The organism is Vibrio sp. R10-SG-ISO4 (genome assembly GCF_059834135.1).
The window spans coordinates 1-15,083 of record NZ_JCBDHJ010000016.1 but is presented as its reverse complement, the minus strand read 5'-3'; the positions used below and the strand labels follow the sequence as shown (position 1 = coordinate 15,083).

Below are 15,083 nucleotides of genomic sequence, written 5' to 3'. Positions count from 1 at the left end.
TGTCAACAATTTGTTAACATTGCACTTTCAGATAGTGAGATAACTCAGATTACTTAGTCAGTTACACCGTCACAACAAGTTCGACGTGTTCACGTTCGACCAAATACTCTTGGATTTTTGCGTAGTTCAAGAGGCCACTGCTGGTTAGGATTACCGGCTTATTGACGCTCTCTGCCGCTTTGGTCGTCATGTCAATCAGTTGTAGCACCGCTTCACTTTGTGGTTCAAACAAATAGTGTAGTGTCTCGTCTAGACGATCGATACCCAGCGTATATTGGGTTAGGTTTTCCAAATTAATCACGACGCCATCAAAATAGTGCAATAGACGCTCGGCCATCAGCGCAGAAGACGGTACATCGACAGTATAAAGCACCTTGAGCCCGTCAAGGCCACGCGGCAGTCCTTGCTCGGCAAGCAAATCGATGATCTTCGCGGCATCAGATAAAGCACGAACAAACGGCACCACAATTTCAACCTGATGACCTTGCACTCTTAATGCTTTGATCACATCGCACTCTAGGACAAAACTGGCGCTAAACTCTGGCTGGGCATAGCGAGACACGCCACGCATACCGAGTGCTGGATTCACCGCCTCAGGCTCCACATCACCACCCAATAGCGAACGCATTGCATGGCTGTCCGCATTACTTAGCGATACACGCACAACTTTGTGATCAGGGGAGATGGCGTCAGAGATGATTGAGACCAAGGTAGAAACAAAGTGCGTCTTGAGATCTTGTTCACCCAACATCGCATCGATAGAGCTACGTTGTAGTGGATCGAGCGGCGATGTGGCTGACTCAAAGCTAGGATGGTAAAAAATGTGCTCTAGGATGAGCTCAGATAAGGAAACAAAGAGGTGTTGTCCACCTTGTTGACCGTCGACCTTAGGTAGGGCGTCGCCACTACTCAATGCAGAATGCAAATTGCTTGAACCGGATAAACTCATTACTGCTCCGTACTTAGATTATTATTGTGATATTTGAAACATACCGACTCGCGCCAGTGAAGACAAGGGCAAAACAGAATTTAAAACTAACATTTTTGAATAGTTTTTCAGATCTACGCTTCGCACTTGAAGAGTTTCAGGATAAGTAGTTTATTACTTGATTCGTTTCCGTTATCTTTAGCGCTTCGCAATAAAAAGAACAGGCTCTGGTATGCCATTAAAAACCGATGAATTAAGAACGCAGCCTTTAGGCCCTATGCCAACTCCGGCAGAACTTGGAAGCGCCCACCCGATTACTGATGATGTCGCCGAGCGTATTGCTGTTTCGCGCCGTCAAATTGAACAAATTCTCACTGGTGAAGACTCTCGCCTACTCGTAATTGTTGGCCCGTGCTCGGTACACGATACAGAGGCGGCGATCGACTACGCACAGCGTCTGTCTACGATTCAAGCGCAATATAAAGATGAGCTTTTTATCGTCATGCGCACTTATTTCGAGAAACCGCGCACCGTCGTAGGCTGGAAAGGCTTAATTACAGACCCTAACCTAGACGGTTCGTACGCGCTGGAAACTGGTCTTAACAAAGCACGTAAACTCCTGCTTGATATTAATAAACTTGGCTTGGCAACCGCCACTGAGTTCTTGGATATGATCACCGGCCAGTACATCGCTGACTTAATCACTTGGGGTGCGATTGGCGCGCGCACGACAGAGTCACAAATTCACCGTGAAATGGCGTCTGCCCTCTCTTGCCCTGTCGGTTTCAAAAACGGCACCAACGGCAATGTTAAAATCGCCATCGATGCGATTCGTGCCTCTATGGCCTCGCACTACTTCTACTCGCCAGACAAAAATGGACGCATGACGGTCTATCGCACGAGCGGTAACCCATACGGCCATATCATTCTTCGCGGTGGTGACACAGGGCCGAACTTTGATGCGGCATCGGTCGCGCAAGCTTGTGAGCAACTCGCTCAATTTGATTTACCGCAGCGTCTTGTGGTCGACTTCAGCCATGCCAACTGTGAAAAGCAGCATCGCAAACAGCTGGATGTGGCAAAGGACATCTGTGAGCAGATCCGTTCAGGAAAGCATCAGATTGCCGGTATTATGGCCGAAAGTTTTATTGTCGAAGGCAACCAATCCATGTGTGACCTCAACAATCTCACTTATGGTCAATCCATCACCGACCCATGTTTAGGCTGGGAGGACACTGTGCAGATGCTGGACATGCTTGCTGACGCTGTGAAAGCGCGACCTTAATCAACGACTATTTCGGAGTACATTATGCCCTCTTTTGACATTATCTCAGAAATCGACGCGGTTGAATTGCGCAACGCCGTCGACAACGCATCACGTGAACTATCGACTCGCTTCGACTTTCGTGGCGTTGAAGCGACGTTTGAACTGCAAAAAGACGAATCCGTGAAACTGAATGCCGAAGGTGAATTCCAGCTCAAGCAAATGCGTGACATTTTACGCTCTAACCTCACTAAGCGTGGCGTAGACGTCAATGCAATGGAAGCGAAGCCTGAGGAGGCCTCCGGTCGCAACTGGCACCAAATCGTCATTTTCAAGCAAGGCATTGAAACGCCAGTTGCGAAGAAAATTGTCAAGCACATCAAGGACTCTAAGATCAAAGTCCAAGCCTCTATCCAAGGTGAAAAAGTGCGCGTGACTGGTAAAAAACGTGATGATTTACAAGCGACGATGGCACTCATCCGCGAAGCAGAACTCGGCCAACCTTTCCAGTTTGAAAACTTTCGTGACTAACGATTAACGAAGCCATGCTCACATAGCAGTGAGTCATTCGCACAAACCCGCTGAACAGCGGGTTTGTTTTTTTCTAAACAGACAAAACGCAAGGGTCAGCGCTTTGCTGCCATCGTGGCTTGTTTAATCGTTAAATCATTACCCTGTAACAACTTGGTGTCACTTGCCCCGGCCTCAACCAAGACAACCACTTTCAGCCCTTCCTGTTTGGCAGACATCAAGTACTGAGCAAGGTCGGCGCTACTTTCAAAAGGCGTGCGCTCAGCATCGCGGCGAACCAAATCGACAAACGCGAAAGGACAGTTCTCACTATGAAGTACGAGTTCCGCCTCTTGCATGATTTTCAGCGCTTTTAGCGACAACAACTCGACATCTTCACCACATTCAATCCAGACAGTCGAAGCGGGTTTGGTGATGCCTTCACTGAGTAAGGCTTGATAGTGCGTTTCGAACTCATCAAGACTGGTCATCTCTTGCACATTTGAGTTGGCAAAGAACGCTTCCCAAAAAGTTCGCCTTTCATCAACGCTGGCGAGATGTTGCTTAATATCATTGCGCTTTGAGGCTGCAAAGTTAGCTTGCAGTGATAAGTTGTGAGGTAATATCGACTCGAGTTTTTCGCGGATATTTCTCACTAGCACTGGGGAAGCGCCACCGCTAGAGATGGCAATTTGAATTCGACCACGATTCACTATCGAGGGGGTAATGAAATCGCAATACGGTTGGTCATCCACGACATTGACGAGCAAGCGTTTCTTTTTCGCATCGAAATGAACCTGGTGATTTAACTCAGGATTGTCTGTGGTTGCCCATACTTGGAGGTAATGTTGATCTAACAGCTCACTCGAATAGAAGCTTTGTATCCAGCGACAACGTTCCTGCTCCACCAAGCGTGCTAAATAGGGCTCAATCTTGGGTGACACAATGGTCACATCGGCGCCAGCTCTCACTAAGCTGTCCACTTTTCGACTGGCGACCTCGCCCCCTCCCACCACAAGAACTGGCTGGTGATTGAGGTTTATAAACAGCGGAAAATACTGCATTTCAATCCTTGGTAAACCATTTGTACTAGCTCATGATACTACCAAAAATGGGGCATCGTGTTCACCCTACCTTGACAATTAAAATAATATTACTCTGAATTTAACCTTGTTCGCAGTCATTCATACCAATTCAGCATCCTGGCAACAATTGATAGTCTGATCATTTAGAATTATTAGCTATCACATTCTGACGCACCAATCTGATCCCTAGTTGCACTATTTACATTCAGATAACATTTCGCCATTCTAATCATTGTTGAGGTTTGTGATTTCATTCAAAAATTCTTTTAAATTATGAAGTTGAGAATTTCGAGATCCTTACCTACGCTTATAAACGATTGATTTGGTTACCAGTGGTGCAATCAGCTCAGTCAATAAATACTAAGACACAACATATTTCACTCGTTTTTTCAGGTTCTGCCTGACTTAACATGGATCATACAGGAAGGATACAAATGGCACATAAACTAACAGTTCTTGCTTCTGTCGTAGCTGCATCTACTGCTCTGATGTCTACAAGCGCATCTGCAGCTGATAGCACGTTGGATAAAGTGACTAAACAAGATTTTATTACTTGTGGTGTAAGTACTGGTCTACCGGGCTTCTCAAACCCAAACTCTAAGGGTGAATGGGAAGGCATCGACGTGGAATACTGTCAAGCACTTGCTGCAGCCGTACTGGGTGACAAAACAAAAGTTAAATACGTTCCGCTCACTGCAAAAGAGCGTTTCACTGCACTTCAATCCGGTGAAATCGATGTACTGTCACGTAACACAACGTGGACATTGCACCGTGATACGGCGCTTGGTCTTAACTTCGTTGGCGTAAACTACTACGACGGCCAAGGCTTTATGGTTAAAAAAGACCTAGGTCTTACGAGTGCTAAAGAGCTGGACGGCGCATCAGTATGTGTTCAGTCAGGAACAACTACCGAACTTAACCTAGCGGACTACTTCCGCAACAATGGCATGTCATACAAGCCAGTGGTATTTGATACCGCAGCGCAAACCTCAAAAGGTTTCGATGCAGGCCGTTGCGACGTGCTAACAACTGACCAATCTGGTCTGTACGCACTTCGCTTAAATCTACAAGATCCGAGCTCAGCGCAGGTTCTACCAGAAATCATTTCTAAAGAGCCCCTAGGCCCAGTGGTTCGTCAGGGTGATGATCAGTGGTTTAACGTTGCAAAATGGACTCTTTCTGCCATGGTCAACGCAGAAGAATACGGTATTACATCTAAGAATGCAGATGAAATGCTGAAGTCTGAAGATCCAAACATCAAACGTATTCTTGGTGTTGACGGTCCTAAAGGTAAAGGCCTAGGTATCCGTGATGATTGGGGTTACCAAGTCATCAAGCAAGTGGGTAACTACGGCGAGAGCTTTGAGCGTACCGTAGGTACAGGATCTCCACTACAGATCTCTCGTGGTGTGAACGCTCTGTGGAATGCAGGCGGCTTTATGTACGCTCCACCAATCCGTTAATCGCAGTACATAACAACAAGCAAAGAAAGGGCGGTCTCCCCGCCCTTTTATTAAAAATGGATTTGAGGTTATAGCTGTATGAAACCTACTGATACTGTTGCTGGTAAGTCAGGTAGTGCGCCTGCTTCCAATGCAAACCTTCTCTACAATCCCACTTTTCGATCGGTCGTCTTCCAAATCATTGCGATAGTCGCCTTGGTCTTTTTCTTTTACACAATAGTCAATAATGCCTTAACGAACCTCGGAGCTAGGGGCATTGCCACTGGTTTTGATTTCCTCGGACAAGAAGCGGGCTTTGGGATTGGCCTCACCCTTGTTGAATATGATGAAACCTTCTCTTATGGAAGAACCTTTTTAGTTGGCTTACTGAACACCGCATTGGTCTCTTTCTTGGGGATCATTCTTGCGACTGTGATTGGTTTTGCCATGGGTATCGCACGTCTCTCCAGCAACTGGTTGGTCAGTCGACTTGCGGCAGTCTATATCGAAATTTTCCGTAACGTCCCCCTGTTACTGCAAATTTTCTTTTGGTATTTCGCCGTTCTGCAAGCACTGCCTTCAGCGCGCCAGAGCCTAAGCTTAGGGGAAGCTATTTTCCTTAACGTTCGCGGTCTGTATTTTCCAGCCCCTGTTTTCGGTGAAGGGTCATCTGTCGTGGTCGCTGCCTTTGTGTTCGGCGTAGTCGCGACGCTATTTGTTGCCATTTGGGCCAAAAATAAACAAAAGCTCACCGGACAGCAAACCCCAGTTGGGCGAATCGCGTTAGGGTTAATCGTTGCGTTACCCGTTGTGACCTACTTTGTGATGGGCTCGCCTATTCACGCAGAATACCCTGAACTGAAGGGCTTTAACTTCCGTGGTGGCATCAGCATCATCCCTGAACTTGCAGCACTTCTGCTTGCGTTGAGTATTTATACCGCGTCCTTTATTGCAGAAATCGTACGTTCCGGTATAAACGCGGTGAACCACGGTCAGACGGAAGCGGCCATGTCGCTAGGTTTACCTCGCTCACGTACGTTGAAGCTCGTCGTCATTCCACAGGCGCTGCGTATCATTATTCCTCCGCTCACAAGTCAATACTTGAACCTGACTAAAAACTCATCGCTCGCAATGGCGATTGGTTATCCTGATTTGGTTTCAGTATTTGCAGGTACAACGCTTAACCAGACCGGTCAGGCAATTGAGATTATCGCGATGACCATGGGCGTATACCTGACTCTCAGCTTGCTCACGTCAGCACTGATGAACTTGTACAACAAAAAAGTCGCTTTGGTGGAGAGATAGAATGAAAGTACATCAATTTCAACCTAGCCTACCGCCACCGGCAAATACTGTGGGTGTGATGGGATGGCTGCGTAAGAACTTATTTAACGGCCCGGTCAACTCCGTGGTTACCGTCATACTTGCCTATGTCGCCTTCAGCTTGATCTGGAACATCGTCGATTGGGCACTGATTAACGCTGATTGGGTTGGCACAACTCGTGACGCTTGTAGTCGAGACGGTGCATGTTGGGTATTTATCAGCGTACGCTGGGAACAGTTTATGTATGGTTTCTACCCGCAAGAAGAGCTTTGGCGCCCTCGCCTGTTCTACTTCACGCTAGCAGTGTTTACTGTGTTGCTCGCATACGAGAAGACACCTAAACGTACTTGGATATGGCTGTTCTTTGTCAACGTCTACCCGTTTTTAATTGCAGGCCTTCTGTACGGTGGATTCTTCGGCCTAGAAGTCGTTGAGACACACAAATGGGGCGGACTTCTGGTCACATTGATCATCGCTCTGGTCGGTATCGTCGTCTCACTTCCAATTGGTGTTGCTCTTGCACTCGGAAGACGCTCAGATATGCCGATTATTCGCAGCATCTGTACCGTTTACATCGAAGTATGGCGTGGTGTGCCACTGATCACTGTTCTATTCATGGCGTCGGTAATGCTGCCATTGTTCCTGTCGGAAGGTTCGGAGACAGACAAATTGCTACGCGCTTTGATTGGTGTGGTGATGTTCAGTTCTGCCTACATGGCTGAGGTTATCCGTGGTGGTTTACAAGCCATTCCAAAAGGCCAGTATGAAGCAGCGGATGCGCTTGGCTTAAGCTACTGGAAAAAGACAGGACTGATCATATTGCCTCAGGCACTTAAGATCACCATTCCTTCTATCGTGAACACCTTTATTGGCCTCTTCAAAGACACCAGTCTTGTATTGATTATCGGTATGTTTGACGTACTCGGTATTGGCCAAGCCGCAAACACTGACCCCGAGTGGTTAGGTTTTGCTACGGAAAGTTATGTTTTTGTCGCGTTAGTGTTCTGGGTATTTTGTTTCGGCATGTCGAGATATTCGATTTGGCTAGAGAACAAACTCCATACCGGTCACAAACGATAATTTATAAGCTCAAGGACGTATTATGACGCAACAACAAGATTACATGATCCAACTTAAGGATATGAACAAGTGGTATGGTGAGTTTCATGTACTGAAAAACATCAACCTCAATGTCAAAAAAGGCGAGAAAATCGTTATTTGTGGCCCATCAGGTTCTGGTAAGTCCACGATGATTCGCTGTATTAACCGCTTAGAAGAGCACCAGAAAGGCCAAATCATCGTTTCTGGTAACGAGCTGACAGAAGACCTCAAGAACATTGAGGCAGTTAGACGCGAAGTCGGCATGTGTTTTCAACACTTCAACCTCTTCCCTCACCTCACTGTGCTAGAAAACTGTACGCTAGCACCGATTTGGGTCAAGAAGATGCCAAAAGAAGAAGCGGAAGCCGTCGCGATGAAGTACCTTGAACGCGTGAAGATCCCTGATCAAGCGGATAAATATCCAGGTCAGCTCTCTGGTGGTCAGCAGCAGCGCGTTGCGATTGCTCGCTCGTTGTGTATGAGCCCGCAAGTGATGCTGTTTGACGAACCGACGTCGGCACTCGACCCAGAAATGGTGCGAGAAGTGTTGGATGTGATGGTTGAACTGGCCGGTGAAGGGATGACCATGCTTTGTGTCACCCACGAAATGGGGTTTGCGAAAGAGGTCGCCGATCGCGTTATCTTCATGGACGCGGGCGAAATCATCGAAGAAAACAACCCAGTTGATTTCTTTGAAAATCCGCAATCGGATCGAACTCAAAACTTCCTAGCACAAATTCTCCATCATTGATTGATGGGTAAGCAAAGGGCGACTTCGGTCGCCCTTTTTGATTGTTATATTGTGTTACATCTTTCAAAATACTTAAGTTTCTATTTCTATTATTATTTTACTAACGACTTGACTCGTCGGGGCTTGATCTTTTTACTGATAAGCCTCATATATGTCGGTATAAACATAAAACTTCACGAGGAAGATTATGAACAGTCCTATGTTTACCCGCACTTCTACACAAGAAAGTGCTCTACAAACCAATAAGGTGTTGCGTAATACCTACGCACTCCTTTCTATGACCCTGCTTTGGTCAGCGGTCGTGGCTGGTGTGTCTATGGCGATGAATCTACCTCGCCCTGGCCTTATCATCATGCTGGTCGGCTTCTACGGTCTGCTATTCCTAACGGAGAAAAACCGCAACAACAGCATGGGCTTGGTATTTACATTCCTATTCACTGGCTTCCTAGGGTACACACTCGGTCCGATTCTCAACGCGTATGTTGGCGCAGGCATGGGTGATGTTATCGTTACCGCATTAGGTGGTACTGCATTGGCGTTTCTTGGCGCTTCTGCTTACGCACTGACTACTAAACGTGACCTTTCTTTCCTAGGTGGCGTGCTTATGGCTGGTTTTGTTGTCTTGCTTATCGGTATGGTGGCGAACATCTTCCTGCAAATGCCGATGTTGTACCTCGCAATGAGCGGTATGTTTGTCCTCTTCTCTACCGGTGTGATTTTGCTAACGACGCAGCAAATCGTTCGTGGCGGTGAGACAAACTACATCTCAGCGACAGTGAGCTTGTACGTTTCTATCTACAACCTCTTCATCAGCCTTTTGAGTATTCTAGGTGTGATGAACGACGATTAATCGTCTCGCAATAGCAACATTGTTTAGAGCCCCGACATTATGTTGGGGCTTTTTGTTATCACCGCCCCGCGAAGCGTTAGGATTGTGTCATTCACAAAGCTACGCTAACCTATAGCCGTTTTGAATCCAGCAAGGTAATAAGATGTTCGAATACAAGGGCAAAACGATTGAGACCGACGCGCAAGGTTACCTCAAAGACCATACGGAGTGGGAGGAAGCGATGATCCCCGCCTTGGCTGAAATGGAAGGAATAGAACTGACCGGTGCCCACCTTGAAGTGATCTTATTTGTACGTCACTTCTATGAAGAGTTTAATACGTCGCCTGCGGTCAGAATGCTCGTCAAAGCGATGGAAAAAGCACATGGCCCAGAGAAAGGAAACAGTAAGTACCTGTTTAAGCTGTTTAAACAAGGCCCAGCTAAACAAGCGACAAAATTAGCCGGACTGCCTAAGCCTGCGAAATGCCTGTAGCCACCTGCTTAGTACTTAGTCATGAATGGTATCAGAGAATTTCAAACCCTTTAAAGTCTCGATAGGTTAACGGTTCAGAAGTCATTGACTCCACACGCGACGTTTTGGGACCGTGCGTTAGCCAAGAGGCCATCTGTTCAATGGCCTCTTCCTCACCACACACGACCACTTCAACATCACCGTTGTTCAAATTCTTCGCGTAGCCGGCTAGCCCTAGAGTCATTCCTTGATAAGAGGTGTGATAGCGAAAACCTACCCCTTGAACTGTCCCCGATACGATAAACCGCTTGCATTGCTGCGCCATAATATCATCCTCTTAATACCTATTATCATCAGTATGGACCAACGTCATCCGTTTGGGATTGAGCTCGCTCCCAACAGCGAACATCCGATAGACGGGGTTTTATTTGATTTTCCCGGTGACATCCTCGAAAATACCCGACCTTTGTTTCCAAACTAATGAGCACAGTAATGACAGCAGCGATTTACCTTGTGAAAGGCCGTGATAAATCACTAAAACGTAAGCACCCTTGGATTTTCTCGCGCGGTATTGAGAGAGTCGAAGGCAAACCCCAGCTCGGTGAAACGGTGGATGTCTATGCCCAAAATGGCCAATGGTTGGCGAAAGCCGCCTATTCTCCAAATTCTCAAATTCGTGCTCGAGTGTGGTCTTTTGAACAACAGCCCATTGACCACGCCTTTTTTGTCAAGCGTATTCAAGATGCACAATTGCTCCGCCAAGATATCATCGAACGTGACGGGTTAACGGGTTACCGTCTGATCGCGGCTGAATCTGATGGCTTACCCGGGGTTACTATCGATAAATACCAGAACTATTTGGTCTGTCAGCTATTAAGTGCCGGTGCCGAATATCAGAAATCGTTGCTTGTCTCTGCGCTCACTGAAGTCTTTCCTGATTGCCATATCTACGAACGATCAGATGTTGCGGTGCGTAAAAAAGAAGGATTAGAGGAAACAACCGGAGTTCTTCATGGTGAGCTACCCCCACCATCAGTTGTCATTGAAGAAAACGGCGTCAAAATCAGCGTAGACATTGTTAACGGCCACAAAACCGGCTTCTACCTCGACCAACGTGATAGCCGACAGCAAGCCACCAAATACGTCAAAGACAAAGAAGTGCTTAACTGTTTCTCCTACACTGGTGGCTTTGGTCTTTATGCACTCAAAGGTGGTGCAAAACGCGTTATCAATGCAGATGTTTCTCAGCCAGCACTCGATACTGCCAAGTTTAATGCCGAGCTAAACGAGTTTGATATCTCTAAGAAACGCGCGGTATTTCTTAATGCAGATGTGTTCAAGCTATTGCGTGAATACCGAGATCAAGGCACTCAATTTGATGTCGTCATCATGGATCCGCCGAAGTTTGTCTCAAGCAAGAACAATTTAACCTCTGGCGCGAACGGCTACAAAGACATCAATATGCTCGCGATGCAAATTTTAAAGCCTGGCGGCACACTGCTCACCTACTCCTGTTCAGGCCTAATGAGTGGTGAGTTATTCCAGAAAGTCATCGCTGACGCCGCTATCGATTCCGGTCGCCAAGTAAAGTTTGTTGAACGCTTTGAACAAGCAGCTGACCACCCTACTGATAGCGCTTATCCAGAAGGTTTCTATTTGAAAGGGTTTGCGTGTAAGGTGCTTTGAAGATTTAACATTGTTTCTTAAAGCAGAGCCGACCATTGAGGTCGGCTCTTTTAGCTTTAGTCTTTGATAATCAGAATGTCTTTAAGCTGATCGGTCAAGTCTGCACTATTCCAGCCTTCAAGCTCTATCGTCACTCTATCATCGCCTTTCATCACCACTATCTCTGCATGATTGTCATCCGCATCGGTGTCTTCCACTTTTACATACTGGCTAATAATATCATCGACAGATCTATCATCACCTTCAAACAACTCCGAAAGATCAATCTTGTCACCTTCATCTTTGCTGAAGTCTTTAATCACATCAACAGAACCGTCTAGGTCACTGTCAACCCACTTGAAGATATCAGCGCCATCACCGCCGGTGAGGGTATCATCACCCAATCCGCCAATGAGGATGTCGTCACCTAATCCTCCAATGAGAGTGTCGTCTCCTGTGCCACCAACTAAGATATCATTGCCTTCTTCACCCAATAAGATATCGTCGCCACCTTGGCCGTAGAGAATGTCGTCACCCTCTCCACCAATGACGGAATCATTTCCACCTCTGTTATCACCTTCTACATCGAATAGGCTATGGTTAGATTTGATATAGTCATAAACATCAGCATCAGTCGCATCGTAACCGTTCTTTAATGAAAGGAACTGATAGAGAGCATCTAGACCCGCACCCTCAGCGAGATCATCAGGTTTGACTGGATTACCGTTAACGCCCCAAGGGAGATTGTCTGTGTTAATGGTATCACCGAACAGAATATCGTCTCCAGCCAGGCCTCTAACCTCATCGCTCCCCATACTAGAAATGTCATACTCGGTTCTACCACCTTGAAGTGCTGCGTTGAGTTCATCACCTGTCGACACAATTTGCACTTCGCCGGCTAAAGCCATTAAAGGATAATATAAATTAATAGAATCAAAGCTCGCATAACCAGAGTAGGACTTCTTGGCATCAAAGCCTACTCGAAGTTGATAAACACCTTCTTGCATCTTGTTACTAATCACGTTGACAGTTTCTCGCTTGTTGGTAGTTTCATTTCCCGAATCTACCAACACGCCCTGCTCATTATATAGCTCCCACTTAAATGTTCCGTCGTCATAAGTGACATCAAATCCTACTACTTGACCTTGTTCGATTGTGAAGCTCTTGCTAGTCCACTCTCCATAGTCACTGTTCCTTTCAACATCGGAATCTATGATTACAATGCTACCATATGAAACATGTACCGAAGCATCTAGGTCTTCACTTGTATTCCAACCGAGATTAAAACTATTTTCAAAATCGAACACTACCTGCTTTGTTGAGTCATCAACAACCCCACCGACTTCTTCAGCCCCTCTTTGAGCAGTGTTGTCAAAGAATTTCAAAAGCTCAGGGTCTATGTCACTACCAATACCAATTGCTTGTACCTGAGCTTTCGCTGATAAAGACTCGAACGCGTCAAGAGCAGACACTAATGCATTATTGTCTTTGCCGACATTTGGCTCACCATCTGTCAAAAAGAAAGCAAGATTTTCCGCACCGTTCTTCATACTGCTGAACCAAGTATCTGCCATTGATAGACCTGCTTCGTAGTTGGTAGCACCAGATGCATCGAGTTTAGTGTCTATCTCATTAATTAATGCTTGATACTGAGATGGCTTAGTAGTGATGCTTTGAGCTTCAAAGTTGAAATCGACAACATCATCGAAACAAATGAGTTTCACATTGACGATACCATCATGATGAGACAAGTTCTCAACCAGATTTTTAAGTGAGGCCTCAACCATTTCAATGCGAGTCATACCGTCTGCGTATTCAGACATACTGCCGGAGGTATCCACGATTAGTGCAACGTTATAATTAACACCAGGGATGACGTTTTTAACGTACCCACCAATGTCACCCATGACCACGTCATCACCCTTGGAACCTGTTACCGTATTATCTCCATTTGAGTTTCCAGGAGCGAAAGAAATAACACCTGTTTCATCACTAGCGTATCTCGGTAAATCGCTTGGCTCGCCATCAACTATCTCTTGCGCACCTACGACCACCTTAATATTGGGTAAGTTTGTAACGCTTGTCTCAAATTTCAGTGTTAACTTACCGTCACTATCTACCTCTGAAGATGGAATGATCCAACTACCATCTGGTTGTTTATCACCGACGGTGAGCTCGACATCATCAGGTACCCTATACAACGTCACTTCTGTTATCACCTCACTACCATCACTATCAACTAAATCGATATCGATATTGAGTTCATACACATTGGCAACCTTAACCAAGGCTCCGTCGACTAATTGGAACTTTCCGTCATTAAAGTAGATCGTTTCGATACTGTAGAAATCATGACTTCCTCCTGAACCTTGGTTTGGAATCAGCACTAATTGCGCACCTTGGGGGAGATTATCGTATCGAACAGTAAAATCACTGAACGATCCAGGTACATAGGCAGTATCGATACCGGCTCCACCGTTATATTGAATAGACGAGTTGTAGCTTTGACCAATCAGTATGTCGTTCCCATCACCTCCCTGCATATTAGATGATGAGGTTGTCGTGCCAGCGACAATAATATCGTTGCCGGCCTCACCTAACAGATAGTCGTTATTTGTAGCACCACCGATCAGAATATCGTTACCTTCACCCCCTTTGGCCTGCATATCGTGACCAGAATTAAATTCAACCACGTCATCGCCTGCCAATGATTTTACCCAAGCCCCGCTATTCGTTTGCAGATGATCAGCGTCAGATGTGGCAGTTTCGGTAACAGAAAGCGAAGCTTTATAGCTATCGATATAATCCAAAACATCTTGAACTAAGGTGTTTGATTGAGTCAGTTCTGCAGAAACCGTTAATCCAGAAGAAAGTGGAGCAACATGAATAGTCACAAGCGCTTCATCAGTACCACCGTTACCGTCAGATATTTCATAGCTAAACGTTGCGTCACCACTAAAGCCGGAATCTGGAACAAACTGGATAGACCCATCATCACTAATAGAAACAGAACCACCCACAGCGTCAAACACTCTTACTATGCTCAGTGGATCGCCATCGGCGTCGCTGTCATTAGCGAGTAACGAATCTGCACTGATTGAAATCGCTTGATTTTCTACCGTACACAAATCGCTGCTAATTATTGGTGCATCGAGCAGTGGTGAAAAATCACCTAGTTGACTACCATCTTGTTCTAATTGAGCGATATCAACATCAAATGCTGCGTTGCCACCTTGATCCCAATAAACGATTTCTACCATATGGAAACCAGACTCAGAAACAGTGAATAATTCGTGCTCACGTGTCGTTGGAGACTGGTTACCGTCGTATTGAGCTACAATGACACCGTCGATCTTAATCATGTATCCATCATCAGCACGAACTTTTAACGCGAATTCTCCTGACTCTAAATAAATCGCACCCGACATGTGGAAGATACCATCCGTTGCGTCTGCGGGAACGCTACCCACAATAGAGCTACTGTCATGGCCTAAGAAATCAACCAACTGACTATCGCTAGCAACGCTACCATTGCCAGAATCAAGAGCATAATCCAAATTTGTCGCTAAGAAGGTAACATCCGCCGAATCACGAGATTGAATAACCGTTAAAGCATCTTGGATAGAGTCGATATTACCTAAACCTGAACCACCGTATTGATTGTAACCGTAGTAGCTGCCTGTCAGGCCGTTATGGGTTGTGCAGGTGTCGT

The 15,083-nt window shown here is 46.0% G+C and carries 13 protein-coding genes; 9 read left to right on the top strand and 4 right to left on the bottom strand.

From position 1 onward, the window contains the following. Positions 1-61: 61 nt before the first annotated feature. A complete protein-coding gene (locus tag AC6R03_RS09590; RefSeq protein WP_500630152.1) occupies positions 62-949 on the bottom strand; it encodes a putative PEP-binding protein in 888 nt (295 codons plus the stop codon). A 211-nt stretch (positions 950-1,160) separates the two neighbouring features. Between AC6R03_RS09590 and AC6R03_RS09585 the strand changes: the two genes are divergently transcribed. Further along, positions 1,161-2,213, top strand: coding sequence for a 3-deoxy-7-phosphoheptulonate synthase (locus AC6R03_RS09585; RefSeq protein ID WP_500630151.1), 1,053 nt, complete (start codon positions 1,161-1,163; stop codon positions 2,211-2,213). A gap of 24 nt (positions 2,214-2,237) precedes the next feature. Beyond that, positions 2,238-2,723, top strand: coding sequence for a YajQ family cyclic di-GMP-binding protein (locus AC6R03_RS09580; RefSeq protein ID WP_487902012.1), 486 nt, complete (start codon positions 2,238-2,240; stop codon positions 2,721-2,723). A 95-nt stretch (positions 2,724-2,818) separates the two neighbouring features. Here AC6R03_RS09580 and AC6R03_RS09575 read toward each other — a convergent pair whose 3' ends face one another. Continuing rightward, a complete protein-coding gene (locus AC6R03_RS09575; RefSeq protein WP_500630150.1) occupies positions 2,819-3,766 on the bottom strand; it encodes a precorrin-2 dehydrogenase/sirohydrochlorin ferrochelatase family protein in 948 nt (315 codons plus the stop codon). A 455-nt stretch (positions 3,767-4,221) separates the two neighbouring features. Here AC6R03_RS09575 and AC6R03_RS09570 point away from each other — a divergent pair, with 455 nt between their 5' ends. From AC6R03_RS09570 to AC6R03_RS09545, 6 genes are all read left to right on the top strand, one after another. Beyond that, positions 4,222-5,250 (top strand): amino acid ABC transporter substrate-binding protein, encoded by a 1,029-nt coding sequence (locus AC6R03_RS09570; RefSeq protein ID WP_500630149.1) that lies wholly within the window; start codon positions 4,222-4,224, stop codon positions 5,248-5,250. A gap of 78 nt (positions 5,251-5,328) precedes the next feature. Then, positions 5,329-6,534, top strand: coding sequence for an amino acid ABC transporter permease (locus AC6R03_RS09565; RefSeq protein ID WP_500630148.1), 1,206 nt, complete (start codon positions 5,329-5,331; stop codon positions 6,532-6,534). A gap of 1 nt (position 6,535) precedes the next feature. Next, positions 6,536-7,633: an amino acid ABC transporter permease gene (locus AC6R03_RS09560; protein WP_500630147.1), complete on the top strand. Its 1,098-nt coding sequence runs from the start codon at positions 6,536-6,538 to the stop codon at positions 7,631-7,633. A gap of 22 nt (positions 7,634-7,655) precedes the next feature. Continuing rightward, complete coding sequence (locus AC6R03_RS09555) at positions 7,656-8,405, top strand: amino acid ABC transporter ATP-binding protein (RefSeq protein WP_500626443.1); 750 nt, start codon at positions 7,656-7,658, stop codon at positions 8,403-8,405. Positions 8,406-8,592: 187 nt separating this feature from the next. Continuing rightward, entirely contained in the window at positions 8,593-9,255 is a 663-nt protein-coding gene (locus tag AC6R03_RS09550) for a Bax inhibitor-1/YccA family protein (protein ID WP_334555402.1), read from the top strand. 142 nt (positions 9,256-9,397) lie between these two features. Beyond that, positions 9,398-9,727, top strand: coding sequence for a TusE/DsrC/DsvC family sulfur relay protein (locus AC6R03_RS09545; RefSeq protein ID WP_500630146.1), 330 nt, complete (start codon positions 9,398-9,400; stop codon positions 9,725-9,727). 31 nt (positions 9,728-9,758) lie between these two features. On the opposite strand, the gene yccX is transcribed toward AC6R03_RS09545, so the two are convergent. Continuing rightward, a complete protein-coding gene (yccX, locus tag AC6R03_RS09540) occupies positions 9,759-10,031 on the bottom strand; it encodes an acylphosphatase (protein WP_500630145.1) in 273 nt (90 codons plus the stop codon). 167 nt (positions 10,032-10,198) lie between these two features. Between yccX and AC6R03_RS09535 the strand changes: the two genes are divergently transcribed. Then, on the top strand, positions 10,199-11,392 hold the full coding sequence (locus AC6R03_RS09535) for a class I SAM-dependent methyltransferase (RefSeq protein ID WP_500630144.1): 1,194 nt from the start codon (positions 10,199-10,201) through the stop codon (positions 11,390-11,392). 56 nt (positions 11,393-11,448) lie between these two features. Here the strand turns inward: AC6R03_RS09535 and AC6R03_RS09530 are convergent. Beyond that, positions 11,449-15,083, bottom strand: a 3,635-nt coding sequence (locus AC6R03_RS09530) for an Ig-like domain-containing protein (RefSeq protein WP_500630143.1), incomplete at its 5' end; no start/stop codon positions are given.